Source organism: Enterocloster alcoholdehydrogenati (genome assembly GCF_013282095.1).
Taxonomy (GTDB): Bacteria; Bacillota; Clostridia; order Lachnospirales; family Lachnospiraceae; genus Enterocloster; species Enterocloster alcoholdehydrogenati.
Genome location: NZ_BLTJ01000003.1, coordinates 126,176 through 141,631, shown reverse-complemented (window position 1 = coordinate 141,631; position 15,456 = coordinate 126,176). Strand labels below are relative to the sequence as shown.

Sequence of the window (15,456 nt, the reverse complement as noted above, 5' to 3'; positions counted from 1 at the left end):
CCCTGTCACAATAAATTCAATGTATAAATCACTATTTTTGTGCATTTTTAAAGATCCCGGAAACAGGCTGTACGTTTCCGGGATCTGTTTTTGTCTAAATTACAGATTCTGATATTTGAGATCACTCAACCGATACCGCCACGCCGGCAACGGCCCAGTTATAGTTCTGAATCGCCTGCTGCAGATCCAGATCCGCGCACCGGTAACCCGACTCTGCGGTCAGCCATGCCAGTTCCTGCTGGAGATACTGGATCTGGCTCAGGCTTCCGTTCTGTTTCTGGATCTGAGCCGCGCTCCAGGCCATTTTCCCGTTTTCATAGGCCGTTTTGGCCGACTCGTAGGCAGACTGCTTTTCCAGTATCTGGTCATACAGGGCCTGAATATCCGAGCGAACTGTATTTTCTGAATATTCCACATTTCTCAGCCGATTCTCCGTCTGGGTCGTGGTCTTTGTCGTCCGGGACTGAAAATCCGTCATTCCGCCGCCGGTGGAGCTTCGCAGGCTGATCAGGCTATAGTTGTTGTTTACAGCCCTCTCCTTGTCTGCATTTACGTCAATGGAATCAATGACCGATGGGTCGGCTGCAGGGACGGTGCCAAAGGCGACTTCGAGTGCAGGATCATAACCGGTAAAGCTGCACAGGAGTTTTCTGATCTGCTCTATTCCCGCATCCAGGCTGCTTAGCTGGGACTGGGATGAAGAAAGGGAGGCAGCGGCCGAGAGGACGTCTCCGTCTACAGCCATGCCCTGAGCCTGCATGGTATCCTGAAGGCTTTTTGCTGTCTGAGCCAGTTCTACGCCCTTGGCCGCCATGGCCCGTTTGGACTGCAGCTGCTCATACTGATTCATCATGGACTGGACATTCATAATCAGCGCATTGGCCTGACGGTCTACCTGACGCTCTGTAGTGGAGGTTTTCTTTAAGGTCTGTCCCATCATGGATGCTGCGTTTCTCATCTGTCTGGCTGTCTTGCGCAGCGCCTTGGCGGTAGCCTGGGAAACCATCTGATCCATTCCTGTCTGCTCCTTGGCCATATCCTCGGCCGCATCCGCCTGGGAGATGAGATCATCGGCCATAACCCGCTCATTGACTGCAATATCCGCCTGATCGTTTACCATCCCCTTTGCCATATCATAGGCGCTTTTTATGGGTGCGTAATAATTCTTTACACGGCCCTCGATCTCATCATAATCCAACTGTCCATCCTGAAGCCGCTGTTCCTCCTGGGTATAGGCCTGATCCGGCTGATTTGTATCCGCCAGAACGTTGAACGGCCCTGCGGCAGCCAGCAAAAGGCTCAAAGATGCGGCGGCACTCCGCCTGATAAACGCTGTTTTCATCTTACATTTCTCCTTTTATGAATAGGGTTCTCCTCAACACTCAAACCTATGCCGCGTGGTCAGTTGGAGGTGGTCAGTCCCTTTACGTTCCAGTCATATCCCTCCAGCGCCAGAAGAAGCTGGAGTTTCTTGGTGTTTACGTCATTTTCCGCTGCCGTGCAGGCATTGGAGGCCGTCTGATACTGAAGGCTGGTGCTCTGTCCCGCTGCCAGACTCGCAGCCGCCTTGCTTAAATCAGACTGAGCTACTGCCAGCTGGGACTGAGCGGCATTTAAAGCGTCTCTTGCCGTAAGGACGGTATTGTACTGGGTCTTTAAGGAACGCACTGCCGTATCCTTCGCATTCTGGATGGCAGCCTGGTTAGACTCAATCAGGTCCTGACTGGTGAGGTTCCCTGCCTTTTTCTCATAATATTTCACATCATAGTTATTGGAAACAGCCGTCTGGGCGTCTGCATCAGGATCCAGGCTGTCAATCCGGGACAGATCCGGCTCCGGAACGGAACGGATCTCCGGCTGGGCATCCGCACTCCAGCCAAGCATAAGACACAGGTTTCTGTGTACGTTTTCCTGGCTCTTTTTCGCCGATAAAATGGCTGTATCCTGATCCTGCAGGCTCTTTTTAGCCGTAAGCACATCCATCTGGGTAGCCATTCCGGCAGCTGCCTGGGCCTGGGTAAATTCATACTGAGTCTGAAGAAGGTTTCTGGAATTTTCCAGATCCGTAATGTTGTACCGGGCCTGCTCTAACGAGATCATCATCTGCTGGGCCTGGTAAGCCAGCTTAGCCTCCTGCTGATCATACTGGATCTTTTCCATATCCGCATCCTGATAATTATTATCCGCCGACTTGGTGAGCAGGCCGGCAGAGAAACGCAGAGACGCCCAGGTCACATCATCATCGGCGGCATCCGCCTGATCCCAGATATCATCAATATCGCTCATATACTGGTCATATACATCATTTAGATCCTTCCCCTTCTGATCCTTATAGGCAGAGCGGTTGCTGCGGACCGTAGGGTTATATTCATGGATCAGGTCTGCCAGCTCGCCGTACTCCATCACATTATCTCTGAGAGAAGCCCATTTATCCGCCGTATAGGCAAATTCCGGGCTGAGATCCTTATTATAATCCGGGGCGGGCGCTTCCGGCGCCTGATAGGTATTATCATCCGGGCTGTTAGCTGCAGCCAGCGCATTCATTGGAAAAGACACAGCTAAAAGAGCCGCTGTCATGGCTGCCATACGGCGGCCGGCTATCATTCTGTTCCTGTTTTTCATGGTGTTCTCTCCTCTTTTTCTGAAACTGAGTATACTCTTGTACACATAGACCGTCATGGGACATTCATTTTGCCGCCTGCATACCGCAGACGCCCTTTTCCAAAATCCTCATCTCCATCTCCGTAGCTGCCAGGATTCTGTTCATCTCCTGGGGTTTGCGGCAGTAAAGGCTCATGGACTTGACGCATACCATGGCAGCTACGTCCATACCGCACATCAGCGTCTCAAAACTCATGGGATAGCGCTCCCTGTCCATCCGGTCATACATCTCTTTTATAAACGCCCGATAGGGCTCTTCTTTCATCATAAATCCCCGCAGGCCAAAGATCTGATTCTGATTGGCCACGCTGATATCGGCCAGAAGGTTCTGATGGATCTTATAAATGATCTGATCCGTGCCCTTCTCCATCCACTCCCGCAGCATCTGGATACATACTGCAAAGGGGCTGCCCATCTCGTCCAGCAGGGCCATCGCCCTTTCTCTGAACTGCTCTCTGACGCCCCGCAGCATATAACGCAGCAGATCGTCTTTATCCTCAAAATATGTATAAAAACTGCCTCTGGAAATGTCCGCCTCTTTTATGATCTGGTTAATGGATGCGGCAGAATAGGGAACCCGTGAAAATTCATGGGCTGCCGCTTTCAGAATAAGCTGCCTCTTTTCCTCCTTTAATTTGAAGAATCGCTGGGTTGGCATGAAACGCAAAGCCTCCTTGGATGATGAGAATATATTACTCTTCTGTATATTTGTGACAACGTGTCACTTTCAAAAGTATATACACCTGACGAAGAAAAATCAATAAAAGAATTATTAAATTTCTGGAAATAATTTTCCCCCATGTCCCCAGACCCATAAGCCTTCACTGACCGCCGGTTCGTATTTTTATCGAGTTTTTGTCCAAATATACTTGACTTTTAATGTAAAGCTTACTATACTCAGTATGTAAAACAAACTTTACTTGCTTCATATAACAAAAAGGATGTGACCGTACCATATGGAAAATCGAATCCAGGAGCTGCGCAGGGGCAGACGTATCCGTCAGGAGGATCTGGCGGAGGCCGTCGGCGTTACAAGACAGACCATCATTTCACTGGAAAACGGCAGATACAATGCCTCACTGGGACTGGCTCACCGGATCGCCCGATATTTCGGACAGAGTATCGAAGAAATTTTTATCTTTGAAGATGAGGAGGAATAAGTATGGAAATGAACAACAACAGCGCGAACCGAAGCTGCGATCCCTTTATAAGGCGCTGCCGTCTGCGAATCGGCGCAGGGATCTTAGCCGTTCTTTTGGGAGCAGCCGCCTCAGGCACCGCCATGGCCGGCATTTATGAAGCCTTTCCTCTTCTCTGCCCTGAGCCGCAAGCCCGCAGCTTTCTGTTTTGCTTTTACCAGGGAACCGGAATCGGGCTGATTCTGGCCGGAATCCTGCAGATTGTGCGAAACAGAAGCTTTTTAAAGAATCCGGAGCGGATGAAGAAACGAAAAATCCGGGAAATGGATGAACGGGTGCGCACCATCGGCACACGCTCCTGGGCCTACGCGGGATATTCCCTGTTCCTGCTTCTCTATGCTGGAATCCTGGTATCCGGCTTTGTAAGCATAACGGCAGTTCGGCTTCTGTTGTGCGTGATGGCAGCATTTGCAGCCCTGCTTGGGATATGGAGAGTAATCCTGGGACAAAAGATGTGAGTTTGAGATGCATACGGCAGGCGCTGCTGCCCGCCAAAAAACAGAGCGCCGCAGATAAACGTCATGGATCATGACCTGTTTTGCGGCGCTCCCCCTTTATATTTTTCATTCTGTTTCTTCCGGCACTGCTTCTGAATCATCCGTTTCCGGCGGTTTAATATTCCTCGTCTCCCTCACAATATACACCGGCCTGTCCTTCAGTTCCGTAAAAAGGATGGCGATATACTCCCCGATGATGCCGATCAGCAGAAACATCATGGCAAACATAAAGCAGATGAGCACCACGATGGTTGCATACCCGCTGGGCGCTCCCTGGCGGGTGAAAAGGGTGTAGATCAGCACTATCAGTCCGGCTGCCCCGGAAAGCACACCGGCGTAGATCCCCAGTTTCAAGGGCATATTGGAAAAGCAAAGAATGGTATTGACAGAGAAAATAAACAGTTTTTTTATACTGTACTTGCTTTCCCCGGCCACCCGCGTTCCAGCCTCGTACTCAAGGGTCGTCTTTTTAAATCCCACATTCTGAACATATCCCCTCAGAAAACGGACTTTTTCCCGGTAGCTCTTCTTTAACACCTCAGCCACCGGACGGGTGACGGCGAAAAAGTCAGAGGCATTTGGCTCAAAATGCACATCAGAAATGCAGTTGATCAGCCAGTAAAAAGCCGCGCTGGTTACGTTTTTAAGCACACCGGCACTTGCGTTTCTGGTTCTTACCATGCTGATGACTTCGTATCCTTTTTCCAGCGTTTCCACGATCTTTGGCAGACATTCCGGCGGATGCTGGAGATCTGCATCCATGCAGACGACTGCATCCCCGCTGCTGTAATCCAGCCCCGCAATCATAGCCGCCTCATGGCCGAAATTCCTTGAAAAGCTGACTGCCTTAACCTTTCTGTCGGCCTCTGCCAGCTCTTTTATAATGGAAAAGCTTTCATCGGCACTGCCGTCATTTACAAAGATCAGCTCATAATCCCAGGACAGAGTATCCAGTACCCCTTTCATCTCCCGGTAACATTCCCTCAGGCCTTTTTCCTCATTGTACACAGACACCACCACAGAAAGGGTCTTTTTTGTCAGATTCATTTTCTGTTCGCTCAAAGGATGCTTCTCCTTCTATTTTCTATAACAATGCCCTCCGGCTCCCGGAGGGCAGAATCAGACGGGAATTTTCAGCTCCCCTGTAGTTTCCAGATCAGCTGTCAAATACCTGAATCTGCTGGCTGGAATGGGTAGGAACCCTCTTATCCTCCGGCGGCAGCTGCATATAGTCGCCGTAAACCTCCCTAAGCACCGGATCCCAGCCCCTTGGAATCATCAGCATCGTATCCTCAAAGGGGGCGTCCTCTACCTGGGTGCACCAGTCATCCTCCAGTGTCACATAGAGGTAATCCGGCTGGTAATTGCTGTAATACCACCGTGTCCCCCGGCTTTTTCTGTCTTTAAGAGCCGCCTTTTTCTGCATGGCCATGATCCATTTTAAGGGAATCCCTTTCCCGGCCGCTGCCAGTCCCCCCACAAAGATCTTATGGAGCAGGCTGTACCTGCTGTAATCCAGATCATGGCGGTGACCCATGGCCAGTCCGTAGATAGCCTTGTGTATGAAACGGGTCAGACTGGCCGCCGCTTTTCCTTCCGGCAGTTTATCCAGGATAAACAGGTCTACCCAGAGATGGTTCAGCTTTCCCTCGTAGTAGTCCATCCGGTCGCTTTCCGGGTGAACCTGACTGTTTTTATAAATAATCCTTGGGGTAAAGTCAAAGAACGCCCGTCCGCCCCGGTAGCTGTCCGGCTCCAGAAACTCCATAGTGTCGGGCAGTTCTCTCTGCAGGACCTTTTTTAACGCCTCATACTGGCTTCTTACAAGAACCACGTCCGCATCATCATCCCAGGGGATAAACCCTTTGTGGCGCACAGCTCCGATCAGGGTTCCGGCGTCTAATGCGTAGCGGATCTTATATTTCCGGCAGATGCGGTCGATCTCTTTTAATATCTTTAAATTGGCCCCATGAACCTTTGTCATATCATATGATTCCGCCATAGCTGCCTCCCGCTCCTATCTGCCGATGGCTTCCCGGATCGTTTTAGCCATATAGTCGATCATCTCGTCCGTCATACCCGGATAAACGCCTACCCAGAAGGTGTCCCTGAGAATGCGGTCCGTATTTTCAAGATTTCCCGCCACGTGATAGCCTTCGCCGCTCTTTCGCATCTCGTCAAAGCAGGGGTGCTTTGTCAGGTTTCCGGCAAACAGCATCCGGGTCTGAACACCTTTCTGTTCCACGTACCGGACTACCTCATTGCGGTCCGTTCCCTCCTTGCAGGTAATCAGAAAGCCAAACCAGCTTGGACGGGAATGAGGGCAGGCTTCGGGGAGAATAAGCTTCTCTTCCGTTCCAGCCAAAGCAGCCTTTAAGCGGTCAAAATTATGACGGCGGCGCTCCACAAAGGAGGGGAACTTGTCTAGCTGCGCACACCCAATGGCAGCCTGCATATCCGTTGCCTTTAAGTTATAACCCAGATGGGAATAAACGTATTTGTGGTCGTATCCTAATGGCAGCTCTCCGTACTGGCGGTCAAAACGGTGGCCGCACATATTATCGCGGCCGGAAGGGCAGACGCAGTCGCGGCCCCAGTCACGAAGGGATCGCATGATGCGGTTTAAAAGGCCGTTGTCTGTATACACAGCCCCTCCCTCGCCCATGGTCATATGATGCGGCGGATAGAAGCTGGATGTACCGATATCGCCGATGGTTCCGGTAAACCGCGTTACCTCACCGCCGTCCTCTTCCATCGTATACCGGGTTCCCAGGGCATCGCAGTTGTCCTCCACCAGCCACAGGCCGTACTTGTCGCAAAATGCCTTTACAGCCCGCAGATCAAAGGGATTTCCCAGCGTATGGGCGATCATCACAGCCTTTGTCCTGTCCGAACGCGCTGCCTCCAGCATGGTTACATCTATATTGTACTGAGGAATGGTCACATCTACAAATACAGGCACTGCGCCGTACTGGATAGCCGGGGCCACAGTGGTCGGAAAGCCGCAGGCCACGGTGATGATCTCATCGCCTTTTTTTATCCTGCGCTCGCCTAAAAGCGGAGAGGTCAATGTCATAAATGCCAGCAGGTTGGCAGAGGACCCGGAATTTACCAGCGCACAGTGTTTGACTCCCAGATAGCCTGCCAGCTTTTTCTCAAATTCATCGGTATATCGGCCGGAGGTCAGCCAGAACTCCAGAGCACTGTCTACCAGGTTTACCATCTCATCATGATCGTAGACGCGGGATGCATAAGGGATCCGGTCGCCTTCTTTGTAAGGGGCTTTTTTGTGAAAGGTGTCGCAGTATCCGGCTACCTGCTCTAAGATCTGCGCTCTTGCTTCTGCTTCGCTCATATGTTCAAACATAGTCAGTTATCTCCTCTTTAAATTGTTGGGTCACACGAAAAATTCCCGGATCTGACGATCCATGACCTCCATCATGTCTGCGCCCTCCAGGTACTCCCTGGACCACTCCACCGTCTTTTCCACTGCTTCTTTTACACTATACCTGGGCGTCCAGCCGAATACGTGCTTAATCCTGGAACAGTCCAGTTTCAGGAAATTAGCCTCATGAGGGCCTCCCATCCACTGATTTTCCCAGGTCTGTCCGTTTCCCCAGGCGGTGCAGAACAAATCTGCCAGCGTTCCGGTTGCAACACAGTCCCTGTCATCGGGGCCTACGTTGTAATAGCCCTCATATGCCCTGTCCTCGTACTGCTTCATGGCAATGGTTAAGTAAATGGCAAGGGGCTCCATCACGTGCTGGAAGGGGCGGATGGAATGTGGATTTCTTACGATAATGGTTTTGCCCGCAGCAGCCGCCCTTACACAGTCGGGGATAATCCGATCTGCTGCAAAATCGCCGCCGCCGATGACATTTCCTGCGCGGGCGGTGGAAATGGCGCAGCGTCCGTCCTCAAAAAAGGACTTTTTATAGCTGTGGGTCACAAGTTCGGAGCAGGATTTACTGTTGGAATAGGGGTCATAGCCGTCCAGATTGTCACATTCCCGGTAGCCGTATTCCCACTCTTTATTTTCATAAACCTTATCCGTGGTGACGTTTAAGAAGGATCGTACGCCGGGGGTATGGCGGACACATTCTAAAATATTTACAGTGCCCATTACATTCGTCTCATAGGTGTATACCGGTTCCTTATAGGATTCCCGTACAATGGGCTGGGCTGCCAGATGAAATACTATCTCTGGCTTTGCCTCCTCAAAAACCCGGCGCAGATGCCCCAGATCCCGGATATCGCCAATGATGCTGTCCATGGTTTCCTCCAGCCCCGCAATCTCAAACAGGCTGGGATCCGTAGGCAAAGTCAGAGAATAGCCGGTCACCTTTGCTCCTGCAAGCGTCAGAATCCGGGTCAGCCACGCCCCCTTAAAGCCGGTATGGCCGGTGATCAGCACCCGTTTATTTTCGTAAAAGGCTCTTAATGTTTCTATGGTCATGTTCCGATCTCCTTTGTCTTTTTCAGTCCTTCCAGATCTTCCACGGCGCATTTTTCGACTGCCACAGTTCTTCCAGCTTCTTCATCTCCCGCTGGGTGTCCATGCACTGCCAGAAGCCCTTGTGGTAGTAGGATTTCATCTGTCCCTCTGCCGCCAGCCGCTCCATGGGTTCTCTCTCAAACACTGTAGCATCATCCTTTAAGTAGTCAAAGACCTCGGGATTAAGCACCATAAAGCCGCCGTTTATAAGAGCGCCGTCATTATCATCCTTTTCCCGGAAGGAAAGGACGCTGTTATTATCATCAATGTTTAAAACTCCCTTGGACTGGCCCAGATTTACGGTTGTAATGGTGGCCGTCTTTTTATGGGATCTGTGGAAATCCACCAGTGCCTTTAAGTCTACATTGGAAACTCCGTCCCCGTATGTAAGCATAAAGGGTTCATTTCCAATATATGGCTGGATCCTCTTTACCCGGCCTCCGGTCATGGTGTTGAGGCCTGTATCCACCAGGGTCACTTTCCATGGCTCGGAGTAGTTGTTGTGAACCTCCATCCGGTTATTTGCCAGATCAAAGGTCACATCTGAGGTATGAAGAAAATAGTCGGCGAAAAATTCCTTTACCACGTACTGCTTATAGCCCAGGCAGATCACAAAATCATGATAGCCGTATTCGGAATAATACTTCATAATGTGCCACAGGATGGGCTTTTCACCGATCTCGATCATAGGCTTTGGCTTTAAATGGCTCTCCTCGCTGATCCGGGTGCCGAAGCCCCCTGCTAATATTACAACTTTCATGAAATTTCTCCTCCATTTTCATCTTGTATACTCTCATTTCATATGCTTTGCGAAAGCATGGAGCCTTTGGCGTATCTCCTTTACGATGCAGGTTTTCTAAATACATTCAGGCCGTTTTCTTCAAGGATCCTAAAGGCGTTTCGTATCTGATCCGTCCCTTTGCGGTATTCATAAAGATCCGGGGCCGCAGGCTCCATTTCCATCATCTCCTCATCGCTTAAGAAAGGCATCAGGGGCGCCAGCTGCTCCATCTGTTCAAACCGCTCTTCCCGATACGGTGCTTTTTTTATCTCACGATATGTAGTATAACCATTTCCCAGGAGGATTGCAATACAGAACAAAGCCATAAAGGCCCGTCCCGCGGGATAGACCTTCTCTTTTGCCTTGCTTACCAGGGCAAAGGTCAGGATGATTCCCAGAATCCCGACCTGAAACTGCAGGGCATACCGGGAACTTAACGCGTAATTTTCCTTTTCAAAAATGTATCTGGAAAGGAAGATCAGCACATGGTTTAATGCTCCGCCTGTCAGAAGCATCAGGGGGAACAGGGTTCTTTCATACAGACGGTGCCGAAGATACAGCCACAGCGCCCAGAGATAGCCTGCTGCTACAAACAGACCTAACAGATAACAGATATTGTCTGTCATCTGTCCCTTTTCTATCCACTGGATCAGTTCTTCTCCCCCAATCACCATTCCCGCCAGAGATTTGAGGATAAATCTCACTGGAAAGGACGGTGCATCCGCTAACAGCGCTCCCAGAGAACGGCCCGTAGCTCCGGCGTGTTCCTCTACGGCAAAGGAATTGCTGAGGATGTAAAGGAGCAGGGGGATCAGGGAGGCAAATAAAAACACCAGGTAACGGCGGGAGGATGAACCTTCCTTTCTTATCCGCGCTCTCAGGATTCCGGCTGCCGCAGACAGTATCATCACCACTGCGTAGATGGCGCAGTAGGGGCCTGCCGTTCCAAGGATGATAAGAAAAGGCAGCAGGATCAGCTGAAGCGTATCTCCCCGTTTTTCCTCTCCCGCCCATACGCGGTCAAATACAAGCTCATGGTAATAAAAGCAGGCAAAGGCAAAGAAATGAGACCAGCCGCTTCCGTTTGTAATCATCTCCCATTTATTCAGGCTGAACATCACCGCCATGGTCAGCAAAAACCAGACAGTCCCCAGGCGTCTGCGTATGAAATATACCCCAAATGCCCAGGCAGCCAGTCCCAGGCTTACAGCTCCCAAAACACGGTCAAAGGTAATGGAAAAGCCGAACAGCTCCACATTGATGATCCGCTCCAGGTAGTTAATGGGGATCCTTGTGAGCACGTCAGGCACAAAGAAACGTCTGGGATCGTATACATCCGGCAGATAACTGTTGACCAGACGGATGTAGTCTGAGTATACCACGTCGCAGGTGGAATTTTTTATATACCACAGAAGGAATGCCACGCCTCCCAGGGGGATCAGCAGGCAAAGGATCTTCCTGTAGTGCTCTTTATTCTTAAGTTCTGCCATCATGGCCGTCTTACCTCCTGAATTGCTTCCCCGTTTCATCAGTCTGCCAAAATATGGACAATAGCTGCCAGCCGGTCTTTTCCTCTTTGTTCCTGTGCATTCTGCATATAAAAATTATAATCAAAGGTCAGATGAACCATCTGCCAGGGGTCTGCTGTAAGAGTGGCGTCTACCACACTGGACTGGACGGGCAGCTGCAGCGGCTCATCCTCATCCTTTGTGATCGTAATCATTTCCCCACCGTTCATAATACCGGGATACATGACTTCCAGATGGATCGTTCCGTCTTTCCCGGCCATCACCGTCAGGGAGGCGTGTTCATCCATCCACCCGTCCTGATAGTAGCCGTAGTCCACCTTAAGCTTCAGTTCCCTTACAAAATCTGTAATATCCTGGAAGCCGTTATGCTCCGGATCCTCCCGCAGCACCAGCATATCCTCATCCACCAGCCCGATATCCCGGATACTGTCGATAAACTCTACCTTCGTCCCCTCAGCCAACCGATCCTTATCGAATACCTTAAAGAAGGTCCTGGCGGTAAAATCGCTCATTTCATAGCTGTTCCCCATGATATAAATGGTCTTTCCAAATATACGATCCCCATACTTTTCATAGGTTTCCTCTGCCAGCGAATTATACCGCAGCTGATCCGGCCAGAGATAAAGCTTCGGATAACAGCTTCTGTAAAATAACTCTGCCGGCAGCATAAGGAGCACATAAACCCCAAAGAGGGCCCCCCAGGGCCAGAGCCGTTTCAGATACAGTTCCTTTTTCATCCCTCTTGTCAGTTCCCCGTAAATCCATGAAAGGAACAGCAGCGCTCCGGCCAGCGACACATACACCCAACGCAGCTCCACCCGGATCGTAACACTGGATGAGGCAATGTTGCAGGCAATAAAGCCCACAAAGAGAAGAACGTTTGCCCAGAGCGCCCATCTTCTGCCCTTTCCCTTAGGCCCGAACAGGCGGGATAACAGGCCGCATACCATAAAAAGCACAGCCATATCCGCCAGGATCACACAAAGCTTCACCCACAGCGGGCTCTGCCCCCAGGGGCAGCCGTTCAGATGCTCCGGCCCTGCGTTAATGCCAAATACATACGCCGCCTGGCTAAATGCAAATTTAAGAGCCTGTGGAATATTCAGGGTATCCGCCACCTGGGTTCCTCCGGTGCCTGCGGGAAGAACGGAACCGATGGTCAGGGCGCGGATCGCCTGAACCAGAACAAATGAGCCGACCCCAGCGCCCCAGAGAGCCGGATTTTTGCAGCGGCGCAGCAAAAGAGCCAGAAATAAAAGCGGCAGCAGCGCCATATACCTCTCGTGGACAAAGCAGACTCCAAAGTACAGAATACACGCTCTTATAAAGAGAGACTGCCTTCCTTCCCCATTGATGTAGCGGTAAAGGCACCACAGCACTGCCACTGCCATCCACAGCGCCATGGTCTCCATCAGGCCCAGAACCTGGCCGATCTGATAATAGGCCATACGACTGGATAAAAACATAGAGCCTGCAAGAAAGCCAATGGCCTTTGCACCTGAAAGCCTGTGAGCAATAAAATACAGATACCAGGCTAATGCTGCGTTAAGCAGGATATTGATGGGTACAAACCAGGCCACGCGGTTTCCCACCACCGCCATTTCCAGCCAGGCTGCCAGATAGTAAAGAAAACGGAACCGGGTACTTCCCATGGGAAAAACATACTGCAGAAAGCTCTGCTCCCCGTAGCAGGACCAGAAATACAGGTCATCCATATAAAGGCCTCTGATCTCGATCCCCCGGTTGACCCACACAGCCAGCCCAAGGAGCAGCCCCATAAAGATCAGATGATCCTTCCACTCATATTTCTTCTCCATTCGGGAAAATCCGATCCTGAATTTGATTCTCTCTTTTGCATCCAATGTTTCTGCCTCCTTACCGGAATCCATTTTCACTCATACAGTAATTCTTGCGGAAAATCTCCGCCTGGGCGGTCTGAAGTTCCTCCGTTTTCTGGTCCAGAGCCACCCTGGCCCTCATATTGCCCCACTCAAAGGTAAGGTCGGTCAGAGTCCCTTCTTCAATCATATCCTCAATTATCTCCAATGCTCTTGGCTGTTCTGCCAGATATCCGGCCTGAACGAAGAAATAGTCAATCCCTGCGTATTCCAGAAACTCCTCAAAGTAAGCCAGTTTCTTCACCAGATATACATTTCCTCCGCTGCCGGTAACATCATAATAGCTCTGAACGCTGCAGTCCAGATCCAGGATTTCCGGATGAAAACCAAAGGCCAGTACCCGATCCGTGGACTTCACACCGCAGGCCAGGTTTTCATAGCCTCGGCGGATCCGGCGCTGGCTGCGCTCTGCCCGATGGTCATAATAGCCTTTTCCCGTCCATTTTACCGGAGTAAAGCCGGGAGTTCCCGCCCAGCTGGTAGTGCAGGTAATCATTGCGCTAAAAAGGAAAAAGGGAACTGCCAGCAGGCATAGCCCCGCTCTGAAGATACGTCCGGGCGTTTTTATTCCCCGGCCTATGTCCAGCCAGTCCCCCGCCATACGCACTGCGCTGATGGCAAGAACCGCATAGACCAGCATAAAATAGTTTCCGTCTACCTGTGTCAGGGTGTAAATGCTTAACACAGAACCTGCCAGAAGAATCGCCATCAGGAGCCCGTCAAACAGATCCCGGGCCGTCCCCGAAGTGCCCTTCCCCTTAACCCGGAGGCACAGACTTACGCACCACAGCAGAAGCAGCGCCGTCACCAGGCCGGTTCCCCAGGCAATGATTACGTGCTCCATATCTTCTCCAACCGGCGCCAGCAATATCCCTTTTAAGCGTTCTGCCAGCCTTGCAAGCTTCTCCCCCGCAGACAATGCCCAGGGATTGCCGATCACATTTGCAAATGAAAACGGGTATTTCACCTCAAAGCCGATTTTCTCACACATACCGGCAAAAATAGAGGTAACAGGAACTCCCACGATTCTCCATGTCCTGTACCACAGTCCTGCCGTTGCCATCAACGGAAAGATCCAGAGGAGAAATCCCCTTTTATTTCCAATTCTGAGTTTTTTCCAAAGAAGAAGGGACAATAGCCCTGCCGCCCCAAGACCGGTGGAAAATACAAGAGCCGTAGGCTTGAAAACCAGCGTAACAAGGTAGGCCGCTACGGCCATCAAAAGCCATGGCGTTTCTTTTTCCCCTTTTTCTTCTGAAGTTTCCGCCGCCAGGCATAGGAAATCATAGATAATCACCTGATATAAAAGAGTGATGCTGTCGCTCTTTGCAGAGACAGCCATATTCATGATCCCGGGAATGGCCGCACAGACCGCAGCGGTCCACAGCGCCGTGTTCTTTCCCCCGGAACGTTTTCCCATGTGACCGGCCAGTAAAACCGTTCCCACCGTAGTCCAGAAGGAAAATGTCAGCACAAAGCCGTACGTTGCCGTACCTGAAAGGGGCAGATTTAAAACCTCCGCTCCCTTACTGTAGCTGTATACCAGGTTGATCATCCCCAGGTTCTCATAGATCCCCTTTCCATTATCAAGCACAAAGGGGGAACGGAGCCCATAGTGAAGGGAGTCATAATCCAGCTCAATATTGAGCCGTCCTGCCTGGATTAAGATCATGGTGAGAATAAAGGCCGTAAGAAGGGCCTGTAAAAAATTGTCAGGCAAAAAAGTTTCCGCAAAACGCCCTCTGACAGATCCGGGGACAGTGTTGTCGCGCCGGGGTACCCCCTGCACAGACGCTCCTGCCCCGGCCGCGTTTTCACCCGCAGCCAAAAAGCGGCCTTTCATAAGCCAGACTGCTGCCGTAAGGAACCCCAGCGCCAGGGCCAGAATCCGCCACAGTCCGATGCCCCCATGGCCGGTAAGGGACACGCCGCAGACGACGGCCATCCAAAAGGCACTGCCCGTCACAAGTCCCAGGGCGATCCGCTCCGGGTAAAATAATATGCTTCTCCCGATGGATGTGTAATTTTTGCCGGTTCTATTTCCAAGCATCAGATGGTTGATCCTGTCTCCTGCTCCAATTAACGTCAGAAGCCAGGCGCCGGATACCGCTGCCGGAACCAGCATCTGATGACACCAGGCAAACCCCAGCACACCCACGGCGGTTCCCGCTATCTGGGCCTTTCTCCGTCTCACCAGAGAAAGCCAGCCAAGGTTCCATAAAAAGACAGCCAGCACCTGAACCAGCATAGTCTTTGTTTCTTCTTTCTTCAGTACCTCTCTCAGAGGGCCCTTCATCACGGTTTCCTCAAATCCTGTTCCCAGAATCAAAAGACCCAGGGCCCAAAAAAGGGCCAGGCTCAGGATTGTCCTTCTCTTTTTACTGCCGCACATCCTT

13 protein-coding genes are annotated in these 15,456 nt (G+C 51.1%); 2 read left to right on the top strand and 11 right to left on the bottom strand.

Annotated features, from left to right (window positions below):
- Positions 1-121: 121 nt before the first annotated feature.
- The 3 genes from HW447_RS04690 to HW447_RS04680 all read right to left on the bottom strand — a co-directional run bounded on the left by HW447_RS04690 (position 122) and on the right by HW447_RS04680 (position 3,319).
- Entirely contained in the window at positions 122-1,342 is a 1,221-nt protein-coding gene (locus HW447_RS04690) for a TolC family protein (RefSeq protein ID WP_176254175.1), read from the bottom strand.
- A gap of 59 nt (positions 1,343-1,401) precedes the next feature.
- Positions 1,402-2,622, bottom strand: coding sequence for a TolC family protein (locus HW447_RS04685; RefSeq protein WP_176254174.1), 1,221 nt, complete (start codon positions 2,620-2,622; stop codon positions 1,402-1,404).
- 64 nt (positions 2,623-2,686) lie between these two features.
- On the bottom strand, positions 2,687-3,319 hold the full coding sequence (locus HW447_RS04680; RefSeq protein ID WP_176254173.1) for a TetR/AcrR family transcriptional regulator: 633 nt from the start codon (positions 3,317-3,319) through the stop codon (positions 2,687-2,689).
- 298 nt (positions 3,320-3,617) lie between these two features.
- Here HW447_RS04680 and HW447_RS04675 point away from each other — a divergent pair, with 298 nt between their 5' ends.
- Both HW447_RS04675 and HW447_RS04670 read left to right on the top strand, forming a co-directional pair.
- Positions 3,618-3,821 carry a helix-turn-helix transcriptional regulator gene (locus tag HW447_RS04675; RefSeq protein ID WP_176254172.1) on the top strand — a complete coding sequence of 68 codons (204 nt, stop codon included), beginning with the start codon at positions 3,618-3,620 and terminating at the stop codon, positions 3,819-3,821.
- A gap of 2 nt (positions 3,822-3,823) precedes the next feature.
- Positions 3,824-4,318: a hypothetical protein gene (locus tag HW447_RS04670; protein WP_243176206.1), complete on the top strand. Its 495-nt coding sequence runs from the start codon at positions 3,824-3,826 to the stop codon at positions 4,316-4,318.
- A gap of 105 nt (positions 4,319-4,423) precedes the next feature.
- Here HW447_RS04670 and HW447_RS04665 read toward each other — a convergent pair whose 3' ends face one another.
- The 8 genes from HW447_RS04665 to HW447_RS04630 all read right to left on the bottom strand — a co-directional run bounded on the left by HW447_RS04665 (position 4,424) and on the right by HW447_RS04630 (position 15,452).
- The gene (locus tag HW447_RS04665) at positions 4,424-5,404 is read right to left on the bottom strand and encodes a glycosyltransferase family 2 protein (protein WP_176254324.1); all 981 of its coding nucleotides are present in this window, start codon (positions 5,402-5,404) and stop codon (positions 4,424-4,426) included.
- A 109-nt stretch (positions 5,405-5,513) separates the two neighbouring features.
- On the bottom strand, positions 5,514-6,359 hold the full coding sequence (locus HW447_RS04660) for a LicD family protein (RefSeq protein ID WP_176254171.1): 846 nt from the start codon (positions 6,357-6,359) through the stop codon (positions 5,514-5,516).
- A gap of 15 nt (positions 6,360-6,374) precedes the next feature.
- The gene (gene rfbH / locus HW447_RS04655; protein ID WP_176254170.1) at positions 6,375-7,724 is read right to left on the bottom strand and encodes a lipopolysaccharide biosynthesis protein RfbH; all 1,350 of its coding nucleotides are present in this window, start codon (positions 7,722-7,724) and stop codon (positions 6,375-6,377) included.
- Positions 7,725-7,754: 30 nt separating this feature from the next.
- Complete coding sequence (gene rfbG / locus HW447_RS04650; RefSeq protein ID WP_176254169.1) at positions 7,755-8,813, bottom strand: CDP-glucose 4,6-dehydratase; 1,059 nt, start codon at positions 8,811-8,813, stop codon at positions 7,755-7,757.
- A gap of 22 nt (positions 8,814-8,835) precedes the next feature.
- Positions 8,836-9,612 carry a glucose-1-phosphate cytidylyltransferase gene (gene rfbF, locus HW447_RS04645; protein ID WP_176254168.1) on the bottom strand — a complete coding sequence of 259 codons (777 nt, stop codon included), beginning with the start codon at positions 9,610-9,612 and terminating at the stop codon, positions 8,836-8,838.
- Positions 9,613-9,692: 80 nt separating this feature from the next.
- Positions 9,693-11,126, bottom strand: a complete 1,434-nt coding sequence (locus HW447_RS04640; protein ID WP_243176205.1) for a hypothetical protein — start codon at positions 11,124-11,126, stop codon at positions 9,693-9,695.
- A 35-nt stretch (positions 11,127-11,161) separates the two neighbouring features.
- Positions 11,162-13,024, bottom strand: a complete 1,863-nt coding sequence (locus HW447_RS04635) for a hypothetical protein (RefSeq protein ID WP_176254167.1) — start codon at positions 13,022-13,024, stop codon at positions 11,162-11,164.
- A 13-nt stretch (positions 13,025-13,037) separates the two neighbouring features.
- Positions 13,038-15,452 (bottom strand): hypothetical protein, encoded by a 2,415-nt coding sequence (locus HW447_RS04630; RefSeq protein WP_176254166.1) that lies wholly within the window; start codon positions 15,450-15,452, stop codon positions 13,038-13,040.
- Between the last annotated feature and the right edge of the window lie 4 nt (positions 15,453-15,456).